A 20,663-nucleotide genomic window follows, 5' to 3' on the forward strand; every position below is an offset into this window, starting at 1 on the left:
GACTACCGCTGGTCGATGTCGCTGGCGGTGTCCTCGGTGTAACTGGCGCCGTGGTCGGATTCGCTGGTCAGCGGCTTGGCGCCACCCTCGGGCGGACCGGCCAGCGACTGCCCGCCGGCGGCCAGCTCCGGGAACTTCGCGTCGAAGGCCGGCCGCTCGGAGCGGATCCGGGGCATCCGGTCGAAGTTGCGCAGCGGCGGCGGCGAGCTGGTCGCCCACTCCAGCGAGTTGCCGTGACCCCACGGGTCGTCGACCTCCACCAGCGGCCCGGCCTTGTACGACTTCCAGACGTTGTAGAGGAACGGCAGGGTCGAGATGCCGGTGATGAACGAACCGATCGTGGAGATCATGTTCAGCGTGGTCCAGCCGTCGATCACCTGGTAGTCGGCGTACCGCCGGGGCATGCCCTCGTTGCCGAGCCAGTGCTGCACCAGGAACGTGGTGTGGAAGCCGACGAAGGTCAGCCAGAAGTGCACCTTGCCGAGGCGCTCGTCCAGCATCCGGCCGAACATCTTCGGGAACCAGAAGTAGATGCCGGCGTAGACGGCGAAGACGATGGTGCCGAAGAGCACGTAGTGGAAGTGCGCCACCACGAAGTAGGAGTCGGAGACGTGGAAGTCGACCGGCGGGCTGGCCAGCAGTACGCCGGTGAGGCCGCCGAAGAGGAAGGTGACCAGGAAGCCGACCGCCCAGAGCATCGGGGTCTCGAAGCTGATCTGGCCGCGCCACATCGTGCCGATCCAGTTGAAGAACTTCATGCCGGTCGGCACCGCGATCAGGAAGCTCAGGAACGAGAAGAACGGCAGCAGCACCTGGCCGGTGGCGAACATGTGGTGCGCCCAGACGCTCATCGAGAGCGCCGCGATCGCGATGGTCGCGCCGACCAGACCCTTGTAGCCGAAGATCGGCTTACGGGAGAAGACCGGGATGACCTCGCTGATGATGCCGAAGAACGGCAGCGCGACGATGTAGACCTCGGGGTGCCCGAAGAACCAGAAGAGGTGCTGCCAGAGCATCGGGCCGCCGGTCTCGGCGTCGAAGATGTGTGCGCCGAGGATCCGGTCCGCGGCGAGCGCGAAGAGGGCCGCCGCCAGCAGCGGGAAGACCATGATCACCAGGAGGCTGGTGACCAGGATGTTCCAGGTGAAGATCGGCATCCGGAACATCGTCATGCCGGGCGCCCGCAGCGTCAGGATCGTGGTGATCATGTTGACGCCACCGAGGATCGTGCCCAGACCGGAGATGGCCAGGCCGACGATCCACATGTTCGCGCCGACCCCGGGCGAGTGCTCCACGTTGCTCAGCGGGGTGTACGCGAACCAGCCGAAGTCGGCCGCCCCGCCGGGGGTGAGGAAGCCGCCCAGCGCCAGCGTCCCGCCGAACAGATAGAGCCAGTACGCGAAGCTGTTCAGCCGGGGGAACGACACGTCCGGGGCACCGATCTGGATCGGCACCACGAAGTTCGCGAACGCGAAGACGATCGGCGTGGCGAAGAACAGCAGCATGATCGTGCCGTGCATGGTGAATAGCTGGTTGTACTGCTCCGGCGACAGGAACTGGAGTCCCGGCCGGGCCAGCTCGGCGCGCATCAGCAGCGCCATCAGGCCACCGATCATGAAGAACGCGAACGCCGTGACCATATACATGATCCCGATCTGCTTCGCGTCCGTCGTACGCAGCAGCCGCGCGAGTGCCGAGCCCTTGACCGGCTGGCGTACCGGCCAGGGCCGGGTCACGATCGGCTTGGGTGCGACGGTGGTCACGAGTGGCCTCCGGTTCTCGTTAGTCCCACTCGGCACGCGCTGTTGATCTGCGAGCCGTACCTCGCAGGCAGAATAGTCCCCGGCAGCGGCGCCTCCCTCCTCGGGTACGCCCCGACCCGCCGTACGGCCCCGCCAGGCCCGCTCGGCACCGCCACGCGGGGCAGCGATCCGCGCTCCGGATCACTGGTCCCCGCACCGACACCGTCACGCCGGGTCGACGAGGAGCCGGTAGTGCTCCTGGAAGATCCGGTTGCCCCGGATCCGCAACAGCGGATCGCGCAGCGGCGGGGGTACGTCCCGGGTCCGGTTCCGGTCGCGGGTCCGGTCCAGCACCCACTTGATCCGGGGCCGCCGCCGGCTCTCGTAGCTGTCCAGCGCCTCGGGTACGCCCGTCGACCGGCACAGCGAACGGGCCAGTACCAGCGCGTCCTCCAGGGCCATCGCGGCGCCCTGGGCCAGCGTCGGCGCGGTGGCGTGTGCGGCGTCACCGACCAGCACCACCCGGCCCCTCGACCACGCGCCCAACTCCACCTCGTCGGTAGGGGTCACCTGCACCTGGTCCAGCGCGTCCAGGATGGCCGGCACCGGACCGCCGTACCCGCCGAACAGTTCCCGTACCCGGGCCAGCGGGTCGGCCGGTGGTGCGGTACCGACCTCGTCGGCATAGCAGTGCAGCCGGCCGGCTCCCATCGGCACGGCGACGAACGCGGCCCGCTCGCCGAGCAGCCCGGTCCAGTCGGTCAGCGGCGGCCCACCACTGACCACGGCGCGGTAGACGACCTGCCCCGCCGGCCGGGCGGGTCCGCCGAGCGCGGCCAGCGCGCGGACCGCCGAGCGGCGCCCGTCGGCACCGACCACCAGGTCGTACTCGGCCTGGCCGCCGTCGCCGAAGGTGACCGTCACGGCGTCCCGGTGCAGGTCCAGGGCGCGGACCTCGGTCTCGTACCGCACCTCGCCGCCGGCACCGCTCAACAGCACCCGGTGCAGGTCGGACCGGGGCAGCGCCCGGCACTCGCCGACCCCGGACCAGAGTTTGTCGAGGTCGACCTCGCACAGTTCGCCGCCCCGGGCGTCCAGGAACCGCTGGCAGCGGATGACCTGGCCGAGCGGTCGCACCGGATCGTCCAGCCCGATCTCCCGGAGCGCCCGCTCGGCGTTGCCGGGCAGGTAGAGACCGATCTCGGGAGCACCGGTCCCGGAGGACCGCTCGGTGACCTCCGGCCGGAACCCGGCGAGCCGGAGGGTACGCGCGACCGCCAGGCCGGCGATCCCTGCGCCGACGACGAGAACGCGCAGCTGGGATGCGGCCATCTGGTGACGCCTCCGGGGGGATCGGCACGCGTTGAAGGCAAGACACTACTCCGCGCTATCACCCCAGCGGAAGATCCGATCGGATGTGCCCAGCTCACGGCCGGGTAACCCGCATCGGCCACAAGATCAGCGGCGCCGACCCAGGGACCAGGTAGTCGCGTCGACGGACGATGCCGGGACGCCGCCCGGGTGAACCTTTCTCGACCTGAACCGGGTCCCGACTTCCACCTACGGCCACGACGGACCGGCAGGGGAGGTGGAGAAAGGTTCAGTGACGCGTCCCGGGCTCCGGGCCGGTCACCGCCTCACCGCTGGACCCGGGCGCCCGCCCCCCGGACGAGTGCCTCGACCTCCTTCAGGCTGGCCATCGAGGTGTCGCCCGGGGTGGTCATCGCCAGCGCGCCGTGCGCGGCGCCGTACTCCACCGCGCTGGCCAGGTCTCCTCCGGTCAGCAGCCGGTAGATCAGCCCGGAGGCGAAACTGTCGCCGCCGCCGACCCGGTCGAGGATCTCCAGGCCGGGCCGATGGGTCGCCTGCACGAAGCCGCTGCCGGCGGACCAGGCGATCGCACCCCAGTCGTTGACGGTCGCGCTGCGTACGGTGCGCAGCGTGGTCGCCACCACCCGGAAGTTGTCGTACTCCTTGCCGACCGCCTCGATCATCCGCTGGAAGTTCGCCACCTCCAGCTCGGCGAGGGACTCGTCGGTGTCCGGCACCTCGAAGCCGAGCGAGGCGGTGAAGTCCTCCTCGTTGCCGATCATCACGTCGACGTACCGGGCGAGTCGCCGGTTGACCTCCTGCGCCCTGGCCTGGCCGCCGACCGCCTTCCAGAGGCTGGGCCGGTAGTTGAGGTCGTACGAGATCAGGGTGCCGTGCCGGCGCGCGGCGGTCATCGCGGCCTCGATCGTCTCCGGGGTGCCCTCGGAGAGCGCCGCGTAGATGCCCCCGGTGTGCAGCCAGCGCACACCCAGGGTGCCGAAGAGGTGCTCCCAGTCGACGTCGTCCGGGCGGAGCTGGCTGGCCGCGGTGTGCCCCCGGTCGGAGGTGCCGACGGCGCCGCGTACCCCGAAACCCCGCTCGGTGAAGTTGAGCCCGTTGCGGACGCTCCGGCCGATACCGTCGTACGGCACCCACGTCACGAACGAGGTGTCCACCCCGCCGGTGAGGATCAGGTCCTCCAGCAGCCGTCCCACCTCGTTGTCGGCGAACGCGCTGACCAGCGCCGTACGCAGCCCGAAGCACCGGCGCAGCCCACGTGCGACGTTGTACTCGCCGCCGCCCTCCCAGGCCCGGAACGTCCGCGCCGTGCGTACCCGCCCTTCACCCGGGTCGAGCCGGAGCATCACCTCGCCGAGCGAGACCAGGTCGAAGCGGCAGTCGTCGGCGGAGCGGATCGTCAACATGGGCGAACCTTTCGGGCGGGCCGGACACCGCACGGGCGCGGGGACGGCGGTCAGCGGCGGACGGGGACGCGGGTCGACCTGGACTGAGCCGGCCTGGGCCAGACAGTCAGCCGGCGGGACGGCTGGCCCGGACTGCGGCGGTGGTCAGCCGGGTTACCTCGTCCCAGCGGCCCTCGGCGAGCAGTGCGGGGGCGACCATCCAGGTGCCGCCGACCGCGAGCACGGCCGGCAGCGCCAGGTAGTCACCGAGGTTGCCGGTGTTGACCCCGCCGGTCGGGATGAACCGGACCGACCGGAACGGGGCGGCCAGCGCCTTGACCATGCCGACCCCGCCGAGTTGCTCGGCCGGGAAGAACTTGACCGTCTCCAGTCCGGCGTCCAGCGCCATCTGGATCTCGGTGGCGGTGGCGGCGCCGGGGAAGACCGGCAGCCCACGCTGCTGGCAGTGCCGTACCACCGCCGGCGAGAAGCCGGGGCTGACCACGAACCGGGCGCCCGCGTCGGCAGCCTGGTCGACCTGGGCCGGGGTCAGCACGGTGCCGGCGCCCACCAGCAGGTCGGGGCGCTCGGCCATCAACCGGATGGCCTCGGCGGCGGCGGCCGTCCGGAAGGTCACCTCGATGGCCCGCAGGCCGCCCTCGGTGAGCGCGGCGGCCAGCGCCGGCGCCGAGGCAGCATCTTCGAGGACCACGACCGGCAGGATCCGGGTCGCCGCGATGGTCTCGGTTACGCCGACAATCTGTTCATCATCTTGAACGCTGGTCACGTACGCGACCCTACTGTGCTCGTCCACGCTGTCAAGCCGACTAGAGTGGCCGCCATGACGACGGGTACGACCAGCGGCGCGGAACTCCGGCCCGAACCGGCCGGCCAGCCCGCGCCCGACCGGTCGGACCAGGACGACCCGACCGTCTCCAGCCGGTCGGACCAGACCAACGCGGTGGCGCCGGCCGGCGCGATCGCCCCGGTCGGGGCGGTGGAGGCGTTCCAGCCGGTGAAGTCGGCCGGCCGGACCCTCGACGTACTGGAGGCGCTGGCCGACGCGCCGCGGCGCCGCTCCCTGGTCGAGCTGGCCCGGGCACTCGGGATCCCGAAGAGCAGCCTGCACGGCCTGCTGCGCACGATGATCCAGCGCGGCTGGGTGGAGGCGGACGCCACCGGTACCCGGTTCGGGCTGGGCGTACGCGCCCTCCAGGTCGGTGCCGCCTATCTGGAGGCGGACGACGCCACCGGCCTGCTGGCCGGGGTACTCGACGACCTCGCCGGCCAGTTCGGCGAGACCGTACACCTGGGCCGGCTGGACGGACCGCACGTCGTCTACCTGGCCAAGCGCGAGTCGGTGCACCGGTTGCGGCTCTACAGCGCGATCGGCCGGCAGCTTCCGGCGCACGCGACCGCGCTCGGCAAGGTGCTGCTCGCACAGCGTACCGACGAGGCGGTGGACCGGCTGCTGAGCTGGCCGCTCCCGGCGCTCACCCGGCACACCATCACCGATCCGGAGCTGCTGCACGTCGAGCTGGCCTCGGTGCGGGACCGGGGTTACGCGGTGGACCGCGAGGAGAACACCGACGGCATCGTCTGCTTCGCGATGGCGGTGCCGCTGCACTCCCCGGCCGTGGACGCGATCAGCCTCTCCGTACCGGCGACCAGGCTGGACGCCGAGAGCGAGGAACGGATCGCCGCCGCGCTGCACGGCGCGGTCCGGCAGGTGCGGGCCGCCCGCACCCTGCTGTCCGGCGCCTGACCCGGCCACCGCCGCGCCCACCCGCCGGCACCGCCACCGCTCACCCTCTTCCGCCGGTACGCCGTTCAGCCTGGCGACGCAACCGCCATAACCGGCCCATCGGCACGAACAACCCCGGCCGACCCTCGCCCGGTTGCTTTCCGAATTCAAGCATGTAAATGTGTCTCCAGCTGCTATGGGAGCGCTCCCCGCACCACCACCCGCCGCACGCCCGGTACCTCGCGGCACCGCACCACTCCACGGACACCCACCACCCAAGGAGCATCATGAGACGTTCCGTCCCCGTCTTCGCGGCGGTCGCCGGCCTGTTGGCCAGCGCCGCCATCGCCGTACTCAGCGCCGCCGGTCCGGCCCAGGCCGACGTGCAGATCTGCGAGCAGTACGGCTCGACCACCATCCAGGGCAGGTACGTGGTCCAGAACAACCGCTGGGGCACCACCGCCCAGCAGTGCATCAACGTCACCGACACCGGGTTCTCCATCACCCGGCAGGACGGCGTCGGCAACACCAGCGGCGCCCCGGTGTCGTACCCGTCGGTCTTCCTCGGCTGCCACTACACCAACTGCTCGCCGGGAACCAACCTGCCGATGCAGGTGAGTCAGATCAGCAGCGCGAGCAGCAGCATCAACTACAACTTCGTCGGCGGCGCCACCTACAACGCCTCGTACGACATCTGGCTGGACCCGACGCCCAAGCGGGACGGCGTCAACCAGATGGAGATCATGATCTGGTTCAACCGGCAGGGCTCGATCCAGCCGATCGGCTCCTCGGTCGGCAGTGCCACCGTCGCCGGGCGTACCTGGGACGTGTGGCGCGGCAACAACGGTGGCAACAACGTCATCTCGTACCTCGCGCCGTCCCCGATCAACAGTTGGAACTTCAGCGTGCTGGACTTCATCAACGACGTCCGCAACCGGGGTGCGATCACCAACTCGTGGTACCTGACCAGCATCCAGGCCGGCTTCGAGCCGTGGCAGGGCGGCGCCGGCCTCGGGGTGAACTCGTTCTCCGCGTCGGTGAACGGCGGCGGCAACCCGCAGCCGACCAACCCGCCCACCGGCCAGCCGACGACCCCGCCGACCAACCCGCCGGGCGGCACCCCCTGCCGGGTGGCCTACACGGCGAACTCCTGGAACAACGGGTTCACCGCGTCGGTCACCATCTCCAACACCGGCTCCAGCACGATCAACAACTGGTCGCTGACCTACAACCTGCCCTCCGGGCAGCAGGTCGGCAACGCCTGGAACGCCACCGTCACGCAGAGCGGATCAGCAGTGACCGCCCGCAACATCAGCTGGAACGGCACCATAGCACCGGGCGGTACGGCGTCCTTCGGCTACCAGGGCACCTTCACCGGCACCTACTCCTCACCAACCTCCTTCACCCTAAACGGCACCCCCTGCAACCGCGCCTAACGAGCTCAGCTCAGATCGTGTGCTCCTACTGCCCCTCCCGGGGTAGTAGGAGCACACGCAGCGGGGAGCCCGGCGGTCAGTGGGTGGTGAGGCCGGGGCCGAGGTGTAGGGGTTGGGCGGGGAGGTGGGGGTGCAGCGTGCGGGGGTCGGCGAAGACCACCCGGCTCAGGTCGTGCCCGCCGGGGTCGCCGGCCAGCACCCCGGGCACCGCCGACAGCATCGCCGAGCCGGCCGGCGGCACCGTGGGCAGCGCACCCGGTTGCCCGGGCGGCAGTACCGGCGCCAGAGCGCGGAAGGCCGCGCGTACCCGGTCGGCGCGGTAGTCGGCCGGATCGTCGGTCGCCCGGAGCAGCACACCCCCGTGCCGCAGCGGTCGTACCTCGGCGAAGGCGCCGGCCACCCGGAGCCGCTCCGGTCCGCCCAGCCCGGCGACCAGCTCCCGGGGGCACACCGTCACCCAGTCGTAACCGCGCAGGTACGTACGGCTCTGCTCGGCCGAGGACTCCGCGGACCGGCCGAGCGCCGCGTCCAGCATCGTCGCCGGGGAGAGCAGGCCGGCGTTGACCACGATCTCGCCGTACGCCGGGTCGGTGGCGTCGCCGACCAGCCGGGCCAGCTCGACCAGGGCCGGCAGTACCAGCGGCAGCCCGCCGGACCGGCCCTCGAAGCCGATCGAGATCTGTAGCCGGACGTGCCGCCGACCGGCGAACCGGGCCAGGAAGACGTCCAACTCGGAGGCGATCGCGGTCGGTGCGACGTCGAACCACCGGGCCGAGAGCTGGGCGAAGTCGTCGGTGATCCCGTCCACCCAGCGCGCCGGCCGGCGCCGCCGCCCGCGCCCGCCGGCATCCTGCTCGAACGCGGTCAGCGAGGTGGCCGGGGCGTTGGCGCCGACCGGATGGACGAACGGCAGCAGGGCCCGGCACACCTCGTCGTGCCACCAGTGGGCAAGCGAACCCAGCCAGCCCGGATCCTCGGCCCGGTCGAGATAGAGCAGCCAGGTGACGAAGTCCGGCTCCGGCCCGTTCTCCTCCGGCCCGGGTCGGCCGAAGCTCCCGCCGAGCAGCTGGTCGTACATCCCGCACCTTCCCCTCACGCCGCCACGTCAGGTCGACGGCCCGTGGGCCGGACGGCGCGGTACGCGCGATGCCCCGGGTGGCGGTTGCCGGCCAGGGTAGTCGCTCGGCAGCGCATTGGCTCAACGGCTCAAGAGAGCCCAGCGGCTCAAGCGGGCTCCAACGGTCCAGCAACTCAGGAGAGCAGCGACAGCGGCGCAAAGGCTCTGGAGAGCGCAGCGACCCAGCGGCTCCAGGCTGTGCGGCGGTTCAGCGGCCCATCGCGTCGAGTTGGCGCAGCTCGCTCTCGCTCAGCGAGAAGCCGAAGAGGTCGAAGTTCTCCCGGATCCGGGACGGCGTACCCGACTTCGGGATCACCACGATGCCGTGGTCGAGGTGCCAGCGAAGCACCACCTGGCCCGGGGTGACCCCGTGGGTACGAGCGATCTCCCCGAGTACCGGATCGGCCAGGTCGGTGGTCTTCAGCGGGCTGTACCCCTCCAGTACCACCCCCCGCTCCCGGTGCTCGTCGAGCCGGCGCGGATCGTGCAGCGCCGGACCCCAGCGGACCTGGTTCACCGCCGGTGCCTCCTCGGTCGCCTCGATCAGCATGTCGAGCTGGCCGGTGTCGTAGTTGCTCACCCCGACCGCCCGGACCAGGCCCTCGTCCCGGACGGCCAGCAGCTCCCGCCAGCTCGCGATGCTGGCCCGGTCCTGCGACGGCGGCCAGTGGATCAGCCACAGGTCGACGTACCCGGTGTCGAGCGCGGCGAGGCTGGCCGCGATGGTCTGCCGCTCCCGACCGGCCTGCTCCGGCGGGAGCTTGGTGGTGACGAAGATGTCCTCCCGGGGTACCCCGCTGTCCTGGATCGCCCGGCCCACCTCGTCCTCGTTGCCGTACATGGTGGCGGTGTCGAGGTGCCGGTAACCGACGTCGAGCGCCTCCCGCACGGCGTCGTAGGCGCGCCGACCGCGCAGCTGCCAGGTGCCGAAGCCGAGCATCGGCATCCGGACCTCGCTCGGCAACGGGACGGTGGGCTGGTCGATCGCAGAGGTCATGGTGCTTTTCTACCCGGGTACGCCCGCACCACACATTCCGGTGTACGGCGCCGGATCGGCGGAGAATGGGCGGCATGGGTGACCGGCTGGACGAGATCGAAAACGCGGCCGTTGGCGCCCGGGCCGGCCGCCCGGCAGGGATCATGGGGGAAACCGAGGAGTCGGAGGCCGCCCGGTGTACCTGACGCACCTGCACTGCCCGCGCTGCGACACCAGCCACCCCGCCGACCGCCCGCAGAACCTCTGCGCGTGCGGCTCGCCGCTGCTGGCCCGGTACGACCTCGCCGAGGTACGCAAGGCGGTGGACCCGGCCGCGCTGGCCGGACGGTCGGCCGACCTCTGGCGGTACCGCGAACTGCTGCCGGTCGCCGAGGAGCGGCACGTCACCACCTTCGGCGAGGGCTGGACTCCGCTGCTGCCGGCGGCCCGGTACGGCGAGTCGATCGGGGTACCCGACCTGCTGATCAAGGACGAAGGGCTGGTACCGACCGGCTCGTTCAAGGCCCGAGGTGCGGCCGTCGGGGTGTCCCGGGCCCGCGAGCTGGGCATCCGGCACGTGGCGATGCCGACCAACGGGAACGCCGGTGCCGCCTGGGCCACCTACGCCGCCCGGGCCGGAATGCGGGCGACCATCGCCATGCCGCTCGGCGCGCCCACCATCACCCGGCGGGAGTGCGTGGCGGCCGGCGCGGAACTGCACCTGATCGACGGCCTGATCAGCGACGCCGGCCGGTACGTCGGGACACTGATCGCCGACTCGGCCGGCTCCCCGGACGGGGAGATCTTCGACGTCAGCACCCTCAAGGAGCCGTACCGGCTGGAGGGCAAGAAGACCATGGGGTACGAGGTCGTCGAGCAGCTCGGCTGGCAGGTGCCGGACGTCATCCTCTATCCGACCGGCGGCGGGGTCGGGCTGATCGGCATCCACAAGGCACTGCACGAGCTGCGGGAACTCGGCTGGATCGGCGACACCCTGCCCCGGCTGGTCGCCGTACAGTCGACCGGCTGTGCCCCGATCGTGCGCGCGTTCGGCGCCGGGGCGACCCGGGCCGAGCCGTGGGCCGACGCCTGGACCGTCGCCTTCGGCATCAACGTACCGGCGCCGCTCGGCGACGAACTCATCCTCGACGCGCTCCGGGACACCGCCGGTACGGCGATCGCCGTCGACGACGAGGCGATCCTGGCCGACCTGCACGACTTCGGTGCCCGGGAGGGGCTGCTGCTCTGCCCCGAGGGAGCCGCCTGCCTCACCGCCGCCCGGCAACTGCGGGCCGGCGGCTGGATCCGCGCCGACGAGCGGGTGGTGGTGCTGAACACCGGCGCCGGACTGAAGTATCCGGAGACCGTGGACGTGGACAGCCTGCCGGTGGTGGGCTGACGCCGGGCGGACCGGAATTTGACAACGACGGCGTACTGGCACTAAGCGTTGAGTGGTTATGTCTCACGCCGCGAAGCACGTCCGGGCGACCGGATCGACCGAACCAGTTGACGTACCAGAGCACCTCGGCGAGGCCGACGCGGAGACCTGGCGCGGCGCGACCGCGATCCTGGCCGCCAACTGGACCGGTACCCACACGGTGCCGTCCCGTACCCTCTATCCGCACCAGTGGAGTTGGGACGCCGCGTTCATCAGCATCGGGCTGGCCCACGTCGCACCGGAGCGGGCCTGGCGCGACCTGCGCAGCCTCTTCGCGGCGCAGTGGCCGGACGGGCGGGTGCCGCACATCGTCTTCGACCCCGGGGTCACCGACCGCGACTACTTCCCCGGCCCGACCTTCTGGAGCGGCGGCGGCCCGACCGGCTCCGACGGCGGCGGCCCGAAGCCCGACGGCGACCTCCCGACCGCAGGCCGTGCTGCCGCACCCGGCGGTCTCCCGATCCCCACCGGCCGGACGGCGAAGGGCGACGCCAGCACCTCGGGCAACCGCAGCATCGGGCCGGCCAGCTCAGGCAACGGCGCCGGGGCAGCCCGCTCAGGCAACGGCGCCGGGGCAGCCAGGCTGGGCAGCGGGATAGTGCAGCCACCGGTGCATGCCGTCGGCGCCTGGGAGGTCTACCGGCGCGCACCGGACGAGGCGGCCACCGCCGAACTCCGCTGGCTCTATCCGCGACTCGTCGCCCAGCAGGAATACCTGGCCACCGCCCGGGACGTCGGCGGCGCCGGGCTCGCCGCCATCGTGCACCCGTGGGAGTCCGGGCTCGACAACAGCCCGGCCTGGGACGAGGCGCTCGCCGGCGTACCGGTGGCGGTGGAGGTACTGCGCCGGTACGCCCGGCGGGACAACCAGGTGGTCTCCTCCGACCACCGCCCCACCGACGACGACTACGCCCGCTACCTGACGATCGCGCTGTCGTACCGGGACGGGGGTTACCGGGACGCCGACCTGGCGGTACGGCACCCGTTCCTGGTCGAGTGCCCGGGGTTCAACGCGCTGCGCGGCGCGGCCGAACTGGCGCTGGCCCGGATCGCCGAGGTGGTCGGCGCCGACCCGGCACCGCACCGGGAACGGGCCGCCTCGATCACCCGGCAGTTGCTGGACCGGCTCTTCGTCCCGGCCACCGGCATGTTCCACGCGCTGGACGTCCGGACCGGCCTGCACAGCCCGGCCCGGTGCGTCAACGGACTGCTGCCGCTGGTCCTGCCGGAGTTGCCGGCCGGGCAGGTGGCGAGCCTGGTGACCGCGCTGGAGTCGGCCCGGTTCGGGGTCGGCCCCCGGATGCCGGTACCCAGCTACGACCGCTCCGCCGTCGACTTCGACCCGTTCCGGTACTGGCGGGGCCCGGTCTGGTTCAACATCAACTGGCTGCTCCGGGCCGGTCTGCGTACGCACGGCCGGGACGGGCTGGCCGACACGCTGCGCTCGGCCCTGCTCGACCTGGTCCGGCACTCGGGCTACTACGAGTACTTCCACCCCGACAACGGGGCCGGGATCGGCTCTCCGGCGTTCAGTTGGACCGCCGCGCTCACCCTCGACCTCCTCGCGGAGCCGATGAGCTGACGCGGCCGTACCGGTGAGCTGACGCGGCCGTACCCCGGTCAGCTTGTCGGCGGTTCGTCCTTGCCGGCCTGCTCCATCGCCTCGGCCTGCTCCTTGCTGTGGTGCACCGCCTGGTCGGCGTGCTCCGGAGGGCCGTAGATGGTGTAGAGCACCAGCGGGTTGGGGCCGGCGTTGACGAAGTTGTGCTTCTGCCCGGCCGGTACGATCACCAGGTCGCCCTGGGTCACCTTGCGGGTCTGGCCGTTGACCCGGGCCTCGCCGGTACCACTGACGAAGGTGAGGATCTGGTCGACCTCGTGCACCTCCTCGCCGATCTCGCCGTCCGGCGGGATCGTCATGATGACCAACTGGGTGTGCTTGCCGGTCCACAACACCCGGCGGAAGTCCGGGCTCTCCTCGGCGACGGTGGCGATCGTGAAGTGCTCCATGCCCCTTCCTTACCCAGGAACCGAGGCGTTGATTCCGCGCCGGCTGGGGCAGATGTGACCGCTGGGACCGCCCGAACCCATCCGGGTGACGTTCTACCAGGTCCGGCCGGGCGTCGGGTTTGCTTCCGGGCACGGTGGGAAACCCCACATCTAGCCGGATCGACCTCGACGAGTCGGACCGGTCGAGCCAGGTCCCCGCTGGCGTACCGCCGATGGGCTGCGCGGACGGGAGACGGCCAGAGCGCGGCGACGCCACGTTGCACCGGCGGCGCCGCGCGCTCGTGGTCGGCCACGGCTCGGCCGGCGGCCAGGACTCACAGTTGGCAGCGGGCCGGTCCCCGCGGCACCGGGCCGCACCGCGGGGACCGGGGGCCAGGCGGTAGCGCCTGGCCGGTGGGACGCCCGGCCGGTGGCGCGCCGGCCAGGCGTCGCGGTGCGTACGGCTCAGGAGGAGACGTGCAGGTGGAACGCGCGGTCGGCGGGTACGCCGGAGCTGTTCCAGGTCTGCACGAAGACTCCGGCCGGAACGCCGGCCCGGCCGACCACGGCGATCTCGCCGGACGGTGAGGTGCCGACGCTGCCGGTCAGGCCGATGGTCGCGGTGAAGGCCGAGGAGGCCACGTTCTGGATGAAGACCACCTGGTACTGGCCAAGGGCGAGCCGGGTGGACGAGACCGCGCCGAAGCCCCTGGCGAGGGTTCCGTTCGCGTTCACCACGGCGAAGTGGCCCTGGGCGGTGGCCGGCAGTCCGGCGACGGTGGCGGGTACGGCCGCGACGCCGACCCCGTCCGCCTCGGTGCCCACGGCGGGTGGTTGTTCGTCGGTGGCGACGGTCGGCTGTTCGTCGGCTGCGGTGTGCTTGGCGTCGCTGGTCTCGGACATGGCGGTACTCCTTGCTGGTCGGGCCGTTCGTGGCCCGTCGACGAGGGATTGCGGGCGTGGCCACGGCGAGCGGTGGCGCGAACCCACGGGCGGTACCTGCCCCGAGACGACATTACTCTCCGTCAACATATGACCACACTTAGTACGCCTGTCCGATCGAAGACACGAACCGGTGGCTCGCCGTGCGTCGCCGCGCTCGCCGCGAGGGCGTACGGCGAGGCAGCATGGACGGGTGGAGAACCGGAGCGCCGAACGCTACGCCCCGCTGGCGCGACTCCTGACCGGCGGCGGCGTCGTGCTGCTCAGCGGTGCCGGCCTGTCGACCGACTCCGGGATCCCCGACTACCGGGGGCCGAGCGGGGCGCTGCGCCGGCACACCCCGATGACGTACCAGACGTTCGTCGGTGATCCGCTGGCCCGGCGCCGGTACTGGGCGCGCAGCCACCTCGGTTGGCGGACCGTCGCCCGGGCCGCCCCGAACGCCGGGCACCGGGCGGTCGCCGACCTCGACCGGCGCGGACTGCTGGCCGGCATCCTCACCCAGAACGTGGACGGCCTGCACCAGGCGGGCGGCGCCCGGTCCGTGGTCGAACTGCACGGCAGCCTGGCCCGGGTGATCTGCCTCGGCTGCGGCGAGACCACCGACCGGGAGACGCTGGACCGCCGGCTGCGGGCCGCCAATCCCCGGTTCGCCGCCCGCTCCGGCACGGTCAACCCGGACGGCGACGTCGAGCTGCCGGACGAGTTGGTCGAGGGCTTCCGGACCGTGGACTGCCAGGCGTGTCCGGACGGCCTACTCAAGCCGGACGTGGTCTTCTTCGGCGAGTCCGTACCGCCGGACCGGGTCCGGGCCTGCTTCGACCTGGTCGAGCGGGCCCGGCTGCTACTGGTGCTCGGGTCGTCCCTGACGGTGATGTCCGGCCGCCGGTTCGTGATCCGGGCGGCGAAGCTCGACATCCCGGTGGTGATCGTCAACCGGGGCCCGACCCGGGGCGACGACTACGCCGAGCTGACCATCGACGCGCCGCTCGGCCAGGTGCTGCCGGAGTTGGTCCGGCTCGCCGGTTCCGCCGACCCGGCCGGCCGCCGCACCGCCGGTCCGACAGAGCCGGACGGGAGCGCGCCGGGCGGCACCGGGCTGGCCCCGGCCGGCGCCGCCAGCGCCGCCAGCCGGTAGCCCCGCATCCGGTACGACCCGATGCGCGGATCGTCCGGCCGGCGGTAGTCGTCGTGCACCCACCCGCTGCGGGCGTGGCAGCAGCGGGCCCGCTCGTTGAAGTCCCAGACGACGAGCCGGGCCGAGCCGACCCCGGCTACGCAGCCGCGACCGGCGACCGGGCGGCCAGCACCACGGCCGTGCCGAGCAGCGCCGCGCCGAGCAGCCCGACCGGGCCGAGCCGGTCCCCGAGCAGCAGTGCGGCGAGTACCGCGCCGACCAGCGGCTCCAGCAGCGCCAACAGCGCCGCGGTGCCGGGCCGGACGGTACGCAGCCCACGGAAGTAGAGCAGGTACGCGACCGCGGTCGGCCCGGTGCCCAGCGCGATCAGCAGCCCGAGGGCGGCGGGACCGGGCTGGAAGCCGAGCCCCACCGTGCCGGCGGCCAGTGGTGCCACCAGCAGACCGCCGAGGGTGAAGCCGTACCCGGTGCCGGCGAGTTCGTCGAGATCCGGCACCGGCCGGGCGCCGACCAGCGTGATCGCGGCGAACCCGGCGGCGGAGACCAGCGCGAGCAGCGCGCTGGAGAGCACCGCGAGTGCCCCGAAGCCACCGGCCGGCAGCCCGACCAGCAGCACCAGCCCGGCCACCGCCAGCGCGCAGGTTCCGGCGGTACGGCGGTCCACCCGGCGCCGGCCGGTCACCGCCTCCGCACCGAGCACCAGCAGTGGCGCGGCACCGATGGTGATCAGTGTGGCGAGGCTGACCGAGGTCAGCGACACCGCGCCGAAGTAACAGACCTGGTAGAGCGCGGCCAGTACACCGAAGACGGCGATCCGGGTCCAGGCCGCCCGACCGCGCGGCGGGCGGCGTCCGGTGAGGGCGAGGAAGGCCACGATCAGGGTGCCGCCGACGGCCAGCCGGTATCCGGCGACCGCGACCGGGGAGAGCCCGGTGTGCTGACCCAGCAGGCTGCCGGTGAGTCCACCGGTGCCCCACAAGGTGCCAGAGACGATCAGAAACCACAGGCCGGCACCGGACCGGTGACGCACGGCAGCCAGTGGTGCGGAAGAGGTGTGCATGAGGGTTCGCGCTCCTGCGACGAGAGGGAAAGTGGTCGCGGAAGCGGGGCGAGCCCAGGATCACCCGGTGAACCTTTTTCCACCTCCCCTTGCGGTCCGACGGACCGCAAGGTCGGAAGCGGTGCGCTGAGCGCCGCGCGGTTCAGGTGGAAAAAGGTTCAGCAAGGAACAGCGCATCGGCCGGATCGGTACGACGCCGCTGGGGGTGTCGCCCCGCTCAGGAGCGCGGCGGCGGGGTGATGGGGAAGCAACGGTGCACGGCTGGACTGTACCGGACCGGGGCCGGGTCGCCCGCCGCTGATCCCAGCCGGCGGGAGACCCGATCCAGGTCGTCGGGGGTACGTACGGCGTCAGGTCGCCGGGCGCTGCTCCGCGAAGCCGAACTGCACCGCACCCTGTGCGTCGACCGCGGCGTCCAGGGCCTTGTCGTCGAGGATCTGCGCGGCCTGCGGGTCGAGGAAGACCCGGGCGCCGTCGCTGTCCACCACCTGGTCACCCTGGGTGGGGCTCTCCGCCAGGGTGAGGTTGAGCGACCCGGCGGTGAGGTCGCTGGCGATACGCAGCCCGGCGCCGTCCGGTACTTCCTGCTGCGCGGTCAGGTCCCGGATCACGAGTACGGCGTTCTCGGTCATGGTGAGCATGCAGACTCCTCGTGGATTGTTCGTGTGCTCGGCCCGGTGCGCCCATCCGGCGGGCTGCTCCGGGCACCCGCGTCAGGCCAGCAGGGGCCTTCGGACATCGCGGCGGCCATCGGTCATGTAGTCAGCCCGTTCGTCTGGTCCCCACACGCTGCGCGGACCAGGCTGACGCCTTGGGTACGGCCGGTGCACGTCGCACCGAGTCCCCAACTCGTGGCGACAGGCCGTACTTGCCCTACGTTGCCGCTTCCAACCCGATTCGTCAAATGCGGTGAGCCGCCCGGCGGAGCGTGTTAGGGAGTGCACGGGGTCCGCCAAGCGGGACGTTTAAGCAGGTCAGCGCGGCATTCCGACCGGAGTCGACACCGGGTCGAGCAATCGTCGGATCTCCCGTACGGCGGACCGGCCGGCCCGGTTCGCGCCGATCGTGCTCGCCGACGGCCCGTAACCGATCAGGTGCACCCGGTCGTCGGCGACCACCCGGGTTCCGTCCATCACGATCCCCCGCCCGGGCCGCGCAGTTTCAACGGCGCGAGGTGGTCGAGCACGGCCCGACCGCTCACCTCCGGGACAACCGCGCAGGGCGGCCGATCAGTACCAGGAGCGGAGGTTCCGTCGGTCACGGTTCGATGCAATCATCTAGCCATGCGGATACGTAGATTTTCTTCACGCTTGGCAGCCCGCTCGGCACTCGTCTTCATGCTCACCGCCGGCACGCTCGGCGTACCAGCGCTCGGGGCGGGACCGGCCAGCGCCGCCGAGCCGGATCCGACGATGAACGACGCGGTCTTCAACCGGCCTACCGGCTCGGCCGCCCAGCAGAACGCGATCTTCATCCAGCTCGCCCGGATCATCGACCGGGTACCGGCCGGTGGCGAGATCCAGATGTCCTGGTTCGGGTTCGGCGTCACCGACGTCACCGACTCGGAGACCACTCCCGACCTGCCCGGACGACTGCTGAACGCGCACCAGCGGGGGGTACGCGTCAAGATCATCCTGGATCACGAGCAGGTCACCCAGCGGCCCTACCAGCGCCTGTTGCCGGTGCTCGGCGGCAACGACACCGCCGGGTCGTACATCGTGCACTGTGCCGACAAGTTCCCGACCGCCGACCGGGGCTGCATCGGCACCCGCCGGATCGACTACACCGAATCGTCGGTGACGGCCTACAACCACAACAAGTTCCTGATCGCGTCCGGCATCGTGCTGAACAACGGCTCGACGGTGTCCAACGTGGTCTTCCAGGGCTCGGCGAACCTGGGCTGGTGGGACGCGAACGAGGCGTACAACAACGGGCTGACGTTCAGCGACGCCACCACCTACCAGGCGTACCGGCAGTACTTCGCGGACCTGCGGTCCTACCGCTACAACTCGGCCGGCAACAACGACTACTACTGGGGCACCCCGACCGGGACCACCTACCGGGCGTACTTCTTCCCCCGGCGGGAGCGGTCCGGGCAGCCGGTCAGCGACCCGGCCACCGACACCGTCGTCAGCGTGCTCGACTCGGTCGCCTCCTGCTCCTACGACGACAACGGCACCCGCCGGCAGACCGACGTACGGGTCAACATGTTCTCGTTCAACCGGCCCGAGGTGGCCAAGAAGCTCACCGCGCTGCGCAACGCCGGCTGCTGGGTCGACGTCGTCTACAGCGAGGCGAACGACGGAGTACTGAACGCGCTGGGCAGCAACGTCCAGCTCACCAAGTGCGACTACAACGTCGGGCCGGGCCGGGACATCCGCACGCACAACAAGTACATGCTGATCGACGGCGCGTACGACGACGACATCGTGCCCCGGGTCTTCACCGGCAGCCACAACTACAACGTCTCCGCGCTGCGCCAGGCCGACGAGGCGATGCTGCGGGTGATGGGCCGGGGCATCCACGACGACTACCTCAGCGACTTCTGGCACGTCCGGGACACCTGCCGGGCCAACGGCGGCGCGATCCGCTGACCCGGTCGGCAGCGCGATCCCCGTGATCCGGGTGGATCACGCCGCGCCGGAACGCCCGGAGCGTCGTACCCTGATCACGGGGATCACCTAGCAGGAGGTCGGCGATGAAGCTGCCGCAGGGCGTCCAGGTCACCGGACCGACGAACGACCGCTACCAGGAGATACTCACTGGCGAGGCGCTCGACTTCGTGGCCCGGCTGCACCGGTCGTTCGACGGCCGTCGCCGCGAGCTGTTGGCGTCGCGCGACGAGCGGGCGGCGGCGCTGGCCGGCGGCGGCACCCTGGACTTCCTGCCCGAGACGGCGGAGATCCGGGCCGCTGACTGGCGGGTCGCCGAGCCGGCACCCGGGCTGGTCGACCGGCGGGTCGAGATCACCGGGCCGACCGACGCCAAGATGACCATCAACGCGCTGAACTCCGGCGCCAAGGTCTGGCTCGCCGACCACGAGGACGCCAACACCCCGCTCTGGCCGAACGTGGTCGAGGGACAGCTCAACCTCCGGGACGCGATCGCCCGCAAGCTGGAGCTGCGCACCCCGGAGGGAAAGCACTACCGGTTGCGGGACGGCGAACTGGCGACCATCGTGGTCCGGCCGCGCGGCTGGCACCTGCCGGAGAAGCACATCCTGGTCGACGGCGAGCGCACCTCCGGCAGCCTGGTCGACTTCGGCCTCTACCTCTTCCACTGCGCCCGGCCGCAACTCGACGCCGGCAGTGGCCCCTACTTCTACCTGCCGAAACTGGAGAGCCACCTGGAGGCGCGGCTCTGGAACGACGTCTTCCTGGCCGCGCAGGAGTGGCTCGGCATCCCGCGCGGCACGATCCGGGCCACCGTGCTGATCGAGACCTTCCCGGCCGCGTTCGAGATGGACGAGATCCTCTACGAGCTGCGTGAGCACTCCGCCGGGCTGAACGCCGGGCGCTGGGACTACATGTTCAGCGTGATCAAGAAGTTCCGTACCCGAGGTGCCGACTTCCTGCTGCCGGACCGGAACGCGGTGACGATGACCGCGCCGTTCATGCGGGCGTACACCGAACTGCTGGTCCGGACCTGTCACCGGCGCGGCGCGCACGCCGTCGGCGGGATGGCCGCCTTCATCCCCAGCCGGCGCGACCCGCAGGTCAACGAGACCGCGCTGGCCAAGGTCCGGGACGACAAGACCCGGGAGGCGAACGACGGCTTCGACGGCTCCTGGGTCGCCCACCCCGACCTGGTGCCGGTCTGCCGCGAGGTCTTCGACGGCGTACTCGGCGACCGGCCGCACCAGCTCGACCGGACCCGCGAGGAGGTACGGGTCAGCGCGGCGGAACTGCTCGACGTGGCGGCCACCCCGGGGGCGCCGACCGAGGCGGGACTGCGCAACGACGTCAGCGTCGGGATTCAATACCTGGCGAGCTGGCTGGCCGGCTCGGGAGCGGTCGCCATCTTCAACCTGATGGAGGACGCGGCGACGGCCGAGATCTCCCGCTCCCAGGTCTGGCAGTGGCTGCACAACGACGTCACGCTGGACACCGGTGCCCGGGTGACCCGGGAGTTGGTCGAGCGGATCGCCGACGAGGAGATCGACAGGCTCGGCGGAGACCCCGGCCGGTACGCCGAGGCACGCGCCCTGTTCATGGAGGTCGCCGTGGCGGACGAGTTCGTCGACTTCCTCACCCTGCCCGCGTACGAGCGGATGCCCTGAGCCGGACCGACCCGAGGTCGACGACGAACGGAAACCCAGCAGCAGAGCCCTGAGACCCGACGCGTGGAGGCCGAGGCGCCGAGCGGCG

At 71.5% G+C, this 20,663-nt stretch carries 18 protein-coding genes; 7 read left to right on the forward strand and 11 right to left on the reverse strand.

The annotated features are described in order from the left end of the window. Nucleotides 1–2 precede the first annotated feature (2 nt). The 4 genes from ctaD to eda form a co-directional block, all read right to left on the reverse strand. Entirely contained in the window at nucleotides 3–1,763 is a 1,761-nt protein-coding gene (gene ctaD, locus Pma05_RS19225; protein ID WP_203858825.1) for an aa3-type cytochrome oxidase subunit I, read from the reverse strand. Nucleotides 1,764–1,967: 204 nt separating this feature from the next. Beyond that, nucleotides 1,968–3,074 (reverse strand): FAD-dependent monooxygenase, encoded by a 1,107-nt coding sequence (locus Pma05_RS19230; RefSeq protein WP_203858826.1) that lies wholly within the window; start codon nucleotides 3,072–3,074, stop codon nucleotides 1,968–1,970. 305 nt (nucleotides 3,075–3,379) lie between these two features. Further along, nucleotides 3,380–4,477, reverse strand: coding sequence for a sugar kinase (locus Pma05_RS19235; RefSeq protein WP_203858827.1), 1,098 nt, complete (start codon nucleotides 4,475–4,477; stop codon nucleotides 3,380–3,382). Nucleotides 4,478–4,583: 106 nt separating this feature from the next. Next, on the reverse strand, nucleotides 4,584–5,243 hold the full coding sequence (gene eda / locus Pma05_RS19240; protein ID WP_203858828.1) for a bifunctional 4-hydroxy-2-oxoglutarate aldolase/2-dehydro-3-deoxy-phosphogluconate aldolase: 660 nt from the start codon (nucleotides 5,241–5,243) through the stop codon (nucleotides 4,584–4,586). Nucleotides 5,244–5,297: 54 nt separating this feature from the next. Here eda and Pma05_RS19245 point away from each other — a divergent pair, with 54 nt between their 5' ends. Together Pma05_RS19245 and Pma05_RS19250 are read left to right on the forward strand one after the other, a co-directional pair. Beyond that, nucleotides 5,298–6,221, forward strand: coding sequence for an IclR family transcriptional regulator (locus Pma05_RS19245; RefSeq protein ID WP_203858829.1), 924 nt, complete (start codon nucleotides 5,298–5,300; stop codon nucleotides 6,219–6,221). Between the two features lie 266 nt (nucleotides 6,222–6,487). Further along, nucleotides 6,488–7,636: a glycoside hydrolase family 12 protein gene (locus tag Pma05_RS19250; protein ID WP_203858830.1), complete on the forward strand. Its 1,149-nt coding sequence runs from the start codon at nucleotides 6,488–6,490 to the stop codon at nucleotides 7,634–7,636. Between the two features lie 76 nt (nucleotides 7,637–7,712). Here Pma05_RS19250 and Pma05_RS19255 read toward each other — a convergent pair whose 3' ends face one another. Both Pma05_RS19255 and Pma05_RS19260 read right to left on the reverse strand, forming a co-directional pair. Continuing rightward, on the reverse strand, nucleotides 7,713–8,714 hold the full coding sequence (locus tag Pma05_RS19255) for a hypothetical protein (RefSeq protein ID WP_203858831.1): 1,002 nt from the start codon (nucleotides 8,712–8,714) through the stop codon (nucleotides 7,713–7,715). Nucleotides 8,715–8,961: 247 nt separating this feature from the next. Then, nucleotides 8,962–9,750 (reverse strand): aldo/keto reductase, encoded by a 789-nt coding sequence (locus Pma05_RS19260; RefSeq protein ID WP_203858832.1) that lies wholly within the window; start codon nucleotides 9,748–9,750, stop codon nucleotides 8,962–8,964. 175 nt (nucleotides 9,751–9,925) lie between these two features. On the opposite strand from Pma05_RS19260, the gene Pma05_RS19265 reads away from it, so the two are divergent. Both Pma05_RS19265 and Pma05_RS42610 read left to right on the forward strand, forming a co-directional pair. Next, nucleotides 9,926–11,128: a threonine synthase gene (locus Pma05_RS19265; RefSeq protein ID WP_203858833.1), complete on the forward strand. Its 1,203-nt coding sequence runs from the start codon at nucleotides 9,926–9,928 to the stop codon at nucleotides 11,126–11,128. 58 nt (nucleotides 11,129–11,186) lie between these two features. Continuing rightward, entirely contained in the window at nucleotides 11,187–12,749 is a 1,563-nt protein-coding gene (locus Pma05_RS42610; protein ID WP_239312649.1) for an MGH1-like glycoside hydrolase domain-containing protein, read from the forward strand. A gap of 38 nt (nucleotides 12,750–12,787) precedes the next feature. On the opposite strand, the gene Pma05_RS19275 is transcribed toward Pma05_RS42610, so the two are convergent. Together Pma05_RS19275 and Pma05_RS19280 are read right to left on the reverse strand one after the other, a co-directional pair. Continuing rightward, nucleotides 12,788–13,177 carry a cupin domain-containing protein gene (locus tag Pma05_RS19275; protein WP_203858834.1) on the reverse strand — a complete coding sequence of 130 codons (390 nt, stop codon included), beginning with the start codon at nucleotides 13,175–13,177 and terminating at the stop codon, nucleotides 12,788–12,790. A 444-nt stretch (nucleotides 13,178–13,621) separates the two neighbouring features. Next, nucleotides 13,622–14,059: a hypothetical protein gene (locus Pma05_RS19280; RefSeq protein ID WP_203858835.1), complete on the reverse strand. Its 438-nt coding sequence runs from the start codon at nucleotides 14,057–14,059 to the stop codon at nucleotides 13,622–13,624. 232 nt (nucleotides 14,060–14,291) lie between these two features. Here Pma05_RS19280 and Pma05_RS19285 point away from each other — a divergent pair, with 232 nt between their 5' ends. Continuing rightward, nucleotides 14,292–15,236, forward strand: a complete 945-nt coding sequence (locus Pma05_RS19285; RefSeq protein ID WP_203858836.1) for an NAD-dependent protein deacetylase — start codon at nucleotides 14,292–14,294, stop codon at nucleotides 15,234–15,236. A 136-nt stretch (nucleotides 15,237–15,372) separates the two neighbouring features. Here the strand turns inward: Pma05_RS19285 and Pma05_RS19290 are convergent, their stop codons facing one another. The 3 genes from Pma05_RS19290 to Pma05_RS19300 all read right to left on the reverse strand — a co-directional run bounded on the left by Pma05_RS19290 (nucleotide 15,373) and on the right by Pma05_RS19300 (nucleotide 17,429). Then, nucleotides 15,373–16,296, reverse strand: a complete 924-nt coding sequence (locus Pma05_RS19290; protein WP_203858837.1) for a DMT family transporter — start codon at nucleotides 16,294–16,296, stop codon at nucleotides 15,373–15,375. A 350-nt stretch (nucleotides 16,297–16,646) separates the two neighbouring features. Next, complete coding sequence (locus Pma05_RS19295) at nucleotides 16,647–16,937, reverse strand: HesB/IscA family protein (protein ID WP_203858838.1); 291 nt, start codon at nucleotides 16,935–16,937, stop codon at nucleotides 16,647–16,649. A 333-nt stretch (nucleotides 16,938–17,270) separates the two neighbouring features. Continuing rightward, nucleotides 17,271–17,429 carry a hypothetical protein gene (locus tag Pma05_RS19300; protein WP_203858839.1) on the reverse strand — a complete coding sequence of 53 codons (159 nt, stop codon included), beginning with the start codon at nucleotides 17,427–17,429 and terminating at the stop codon, nucleotides 17,271–17,273. Between the two features lie 177 nt (nucleotides 17,430–17,606). Here Pma05_RS19300 and Pma05_RS19305 point away from each other — a divergent pair, with 177 nt between their 5' ends. Then, on the forward strand, nucleotides 17,607–18,890 hold the full coding sequence (locus tag Pma05_RS19305; protein WP_239312652.1) for a phospholipase D-like domain-containing protein: 1,284 nt from the start codon (nucleotides 17,607–17,609) through the stop codon (nucleotides 18,888–18,890). Nucleotides 18,891–18,994: 104 nt separating this feature from the next. After that, nucleotides 18,995–20,575: a malate synthase A gene (aceB, locus tag Pma05_RS19310; RefSeq protein ID WP_203858840.1), complete on the forward strand. Its 1,581-nt coding sequence runs from the start codon at nucleotides 18,995–18,997 to the stop codon at nucleotides 20,573–20,575. The last annotated feature ends 88 nt before the right edge of the window (nucleotides 20,576–20,663 follow it).

It is taken from the genome of Plantactinospora mayteni (genome assembly GCF_016862935.1).
In the GTDB taxonomy this organism is placed as follows: Bacteria; Actinomycetota; Actinomycetes; order Mycobacteriales; family Micromonosporaceae; genus Plantactinospora; species Plantactinospora mayteni.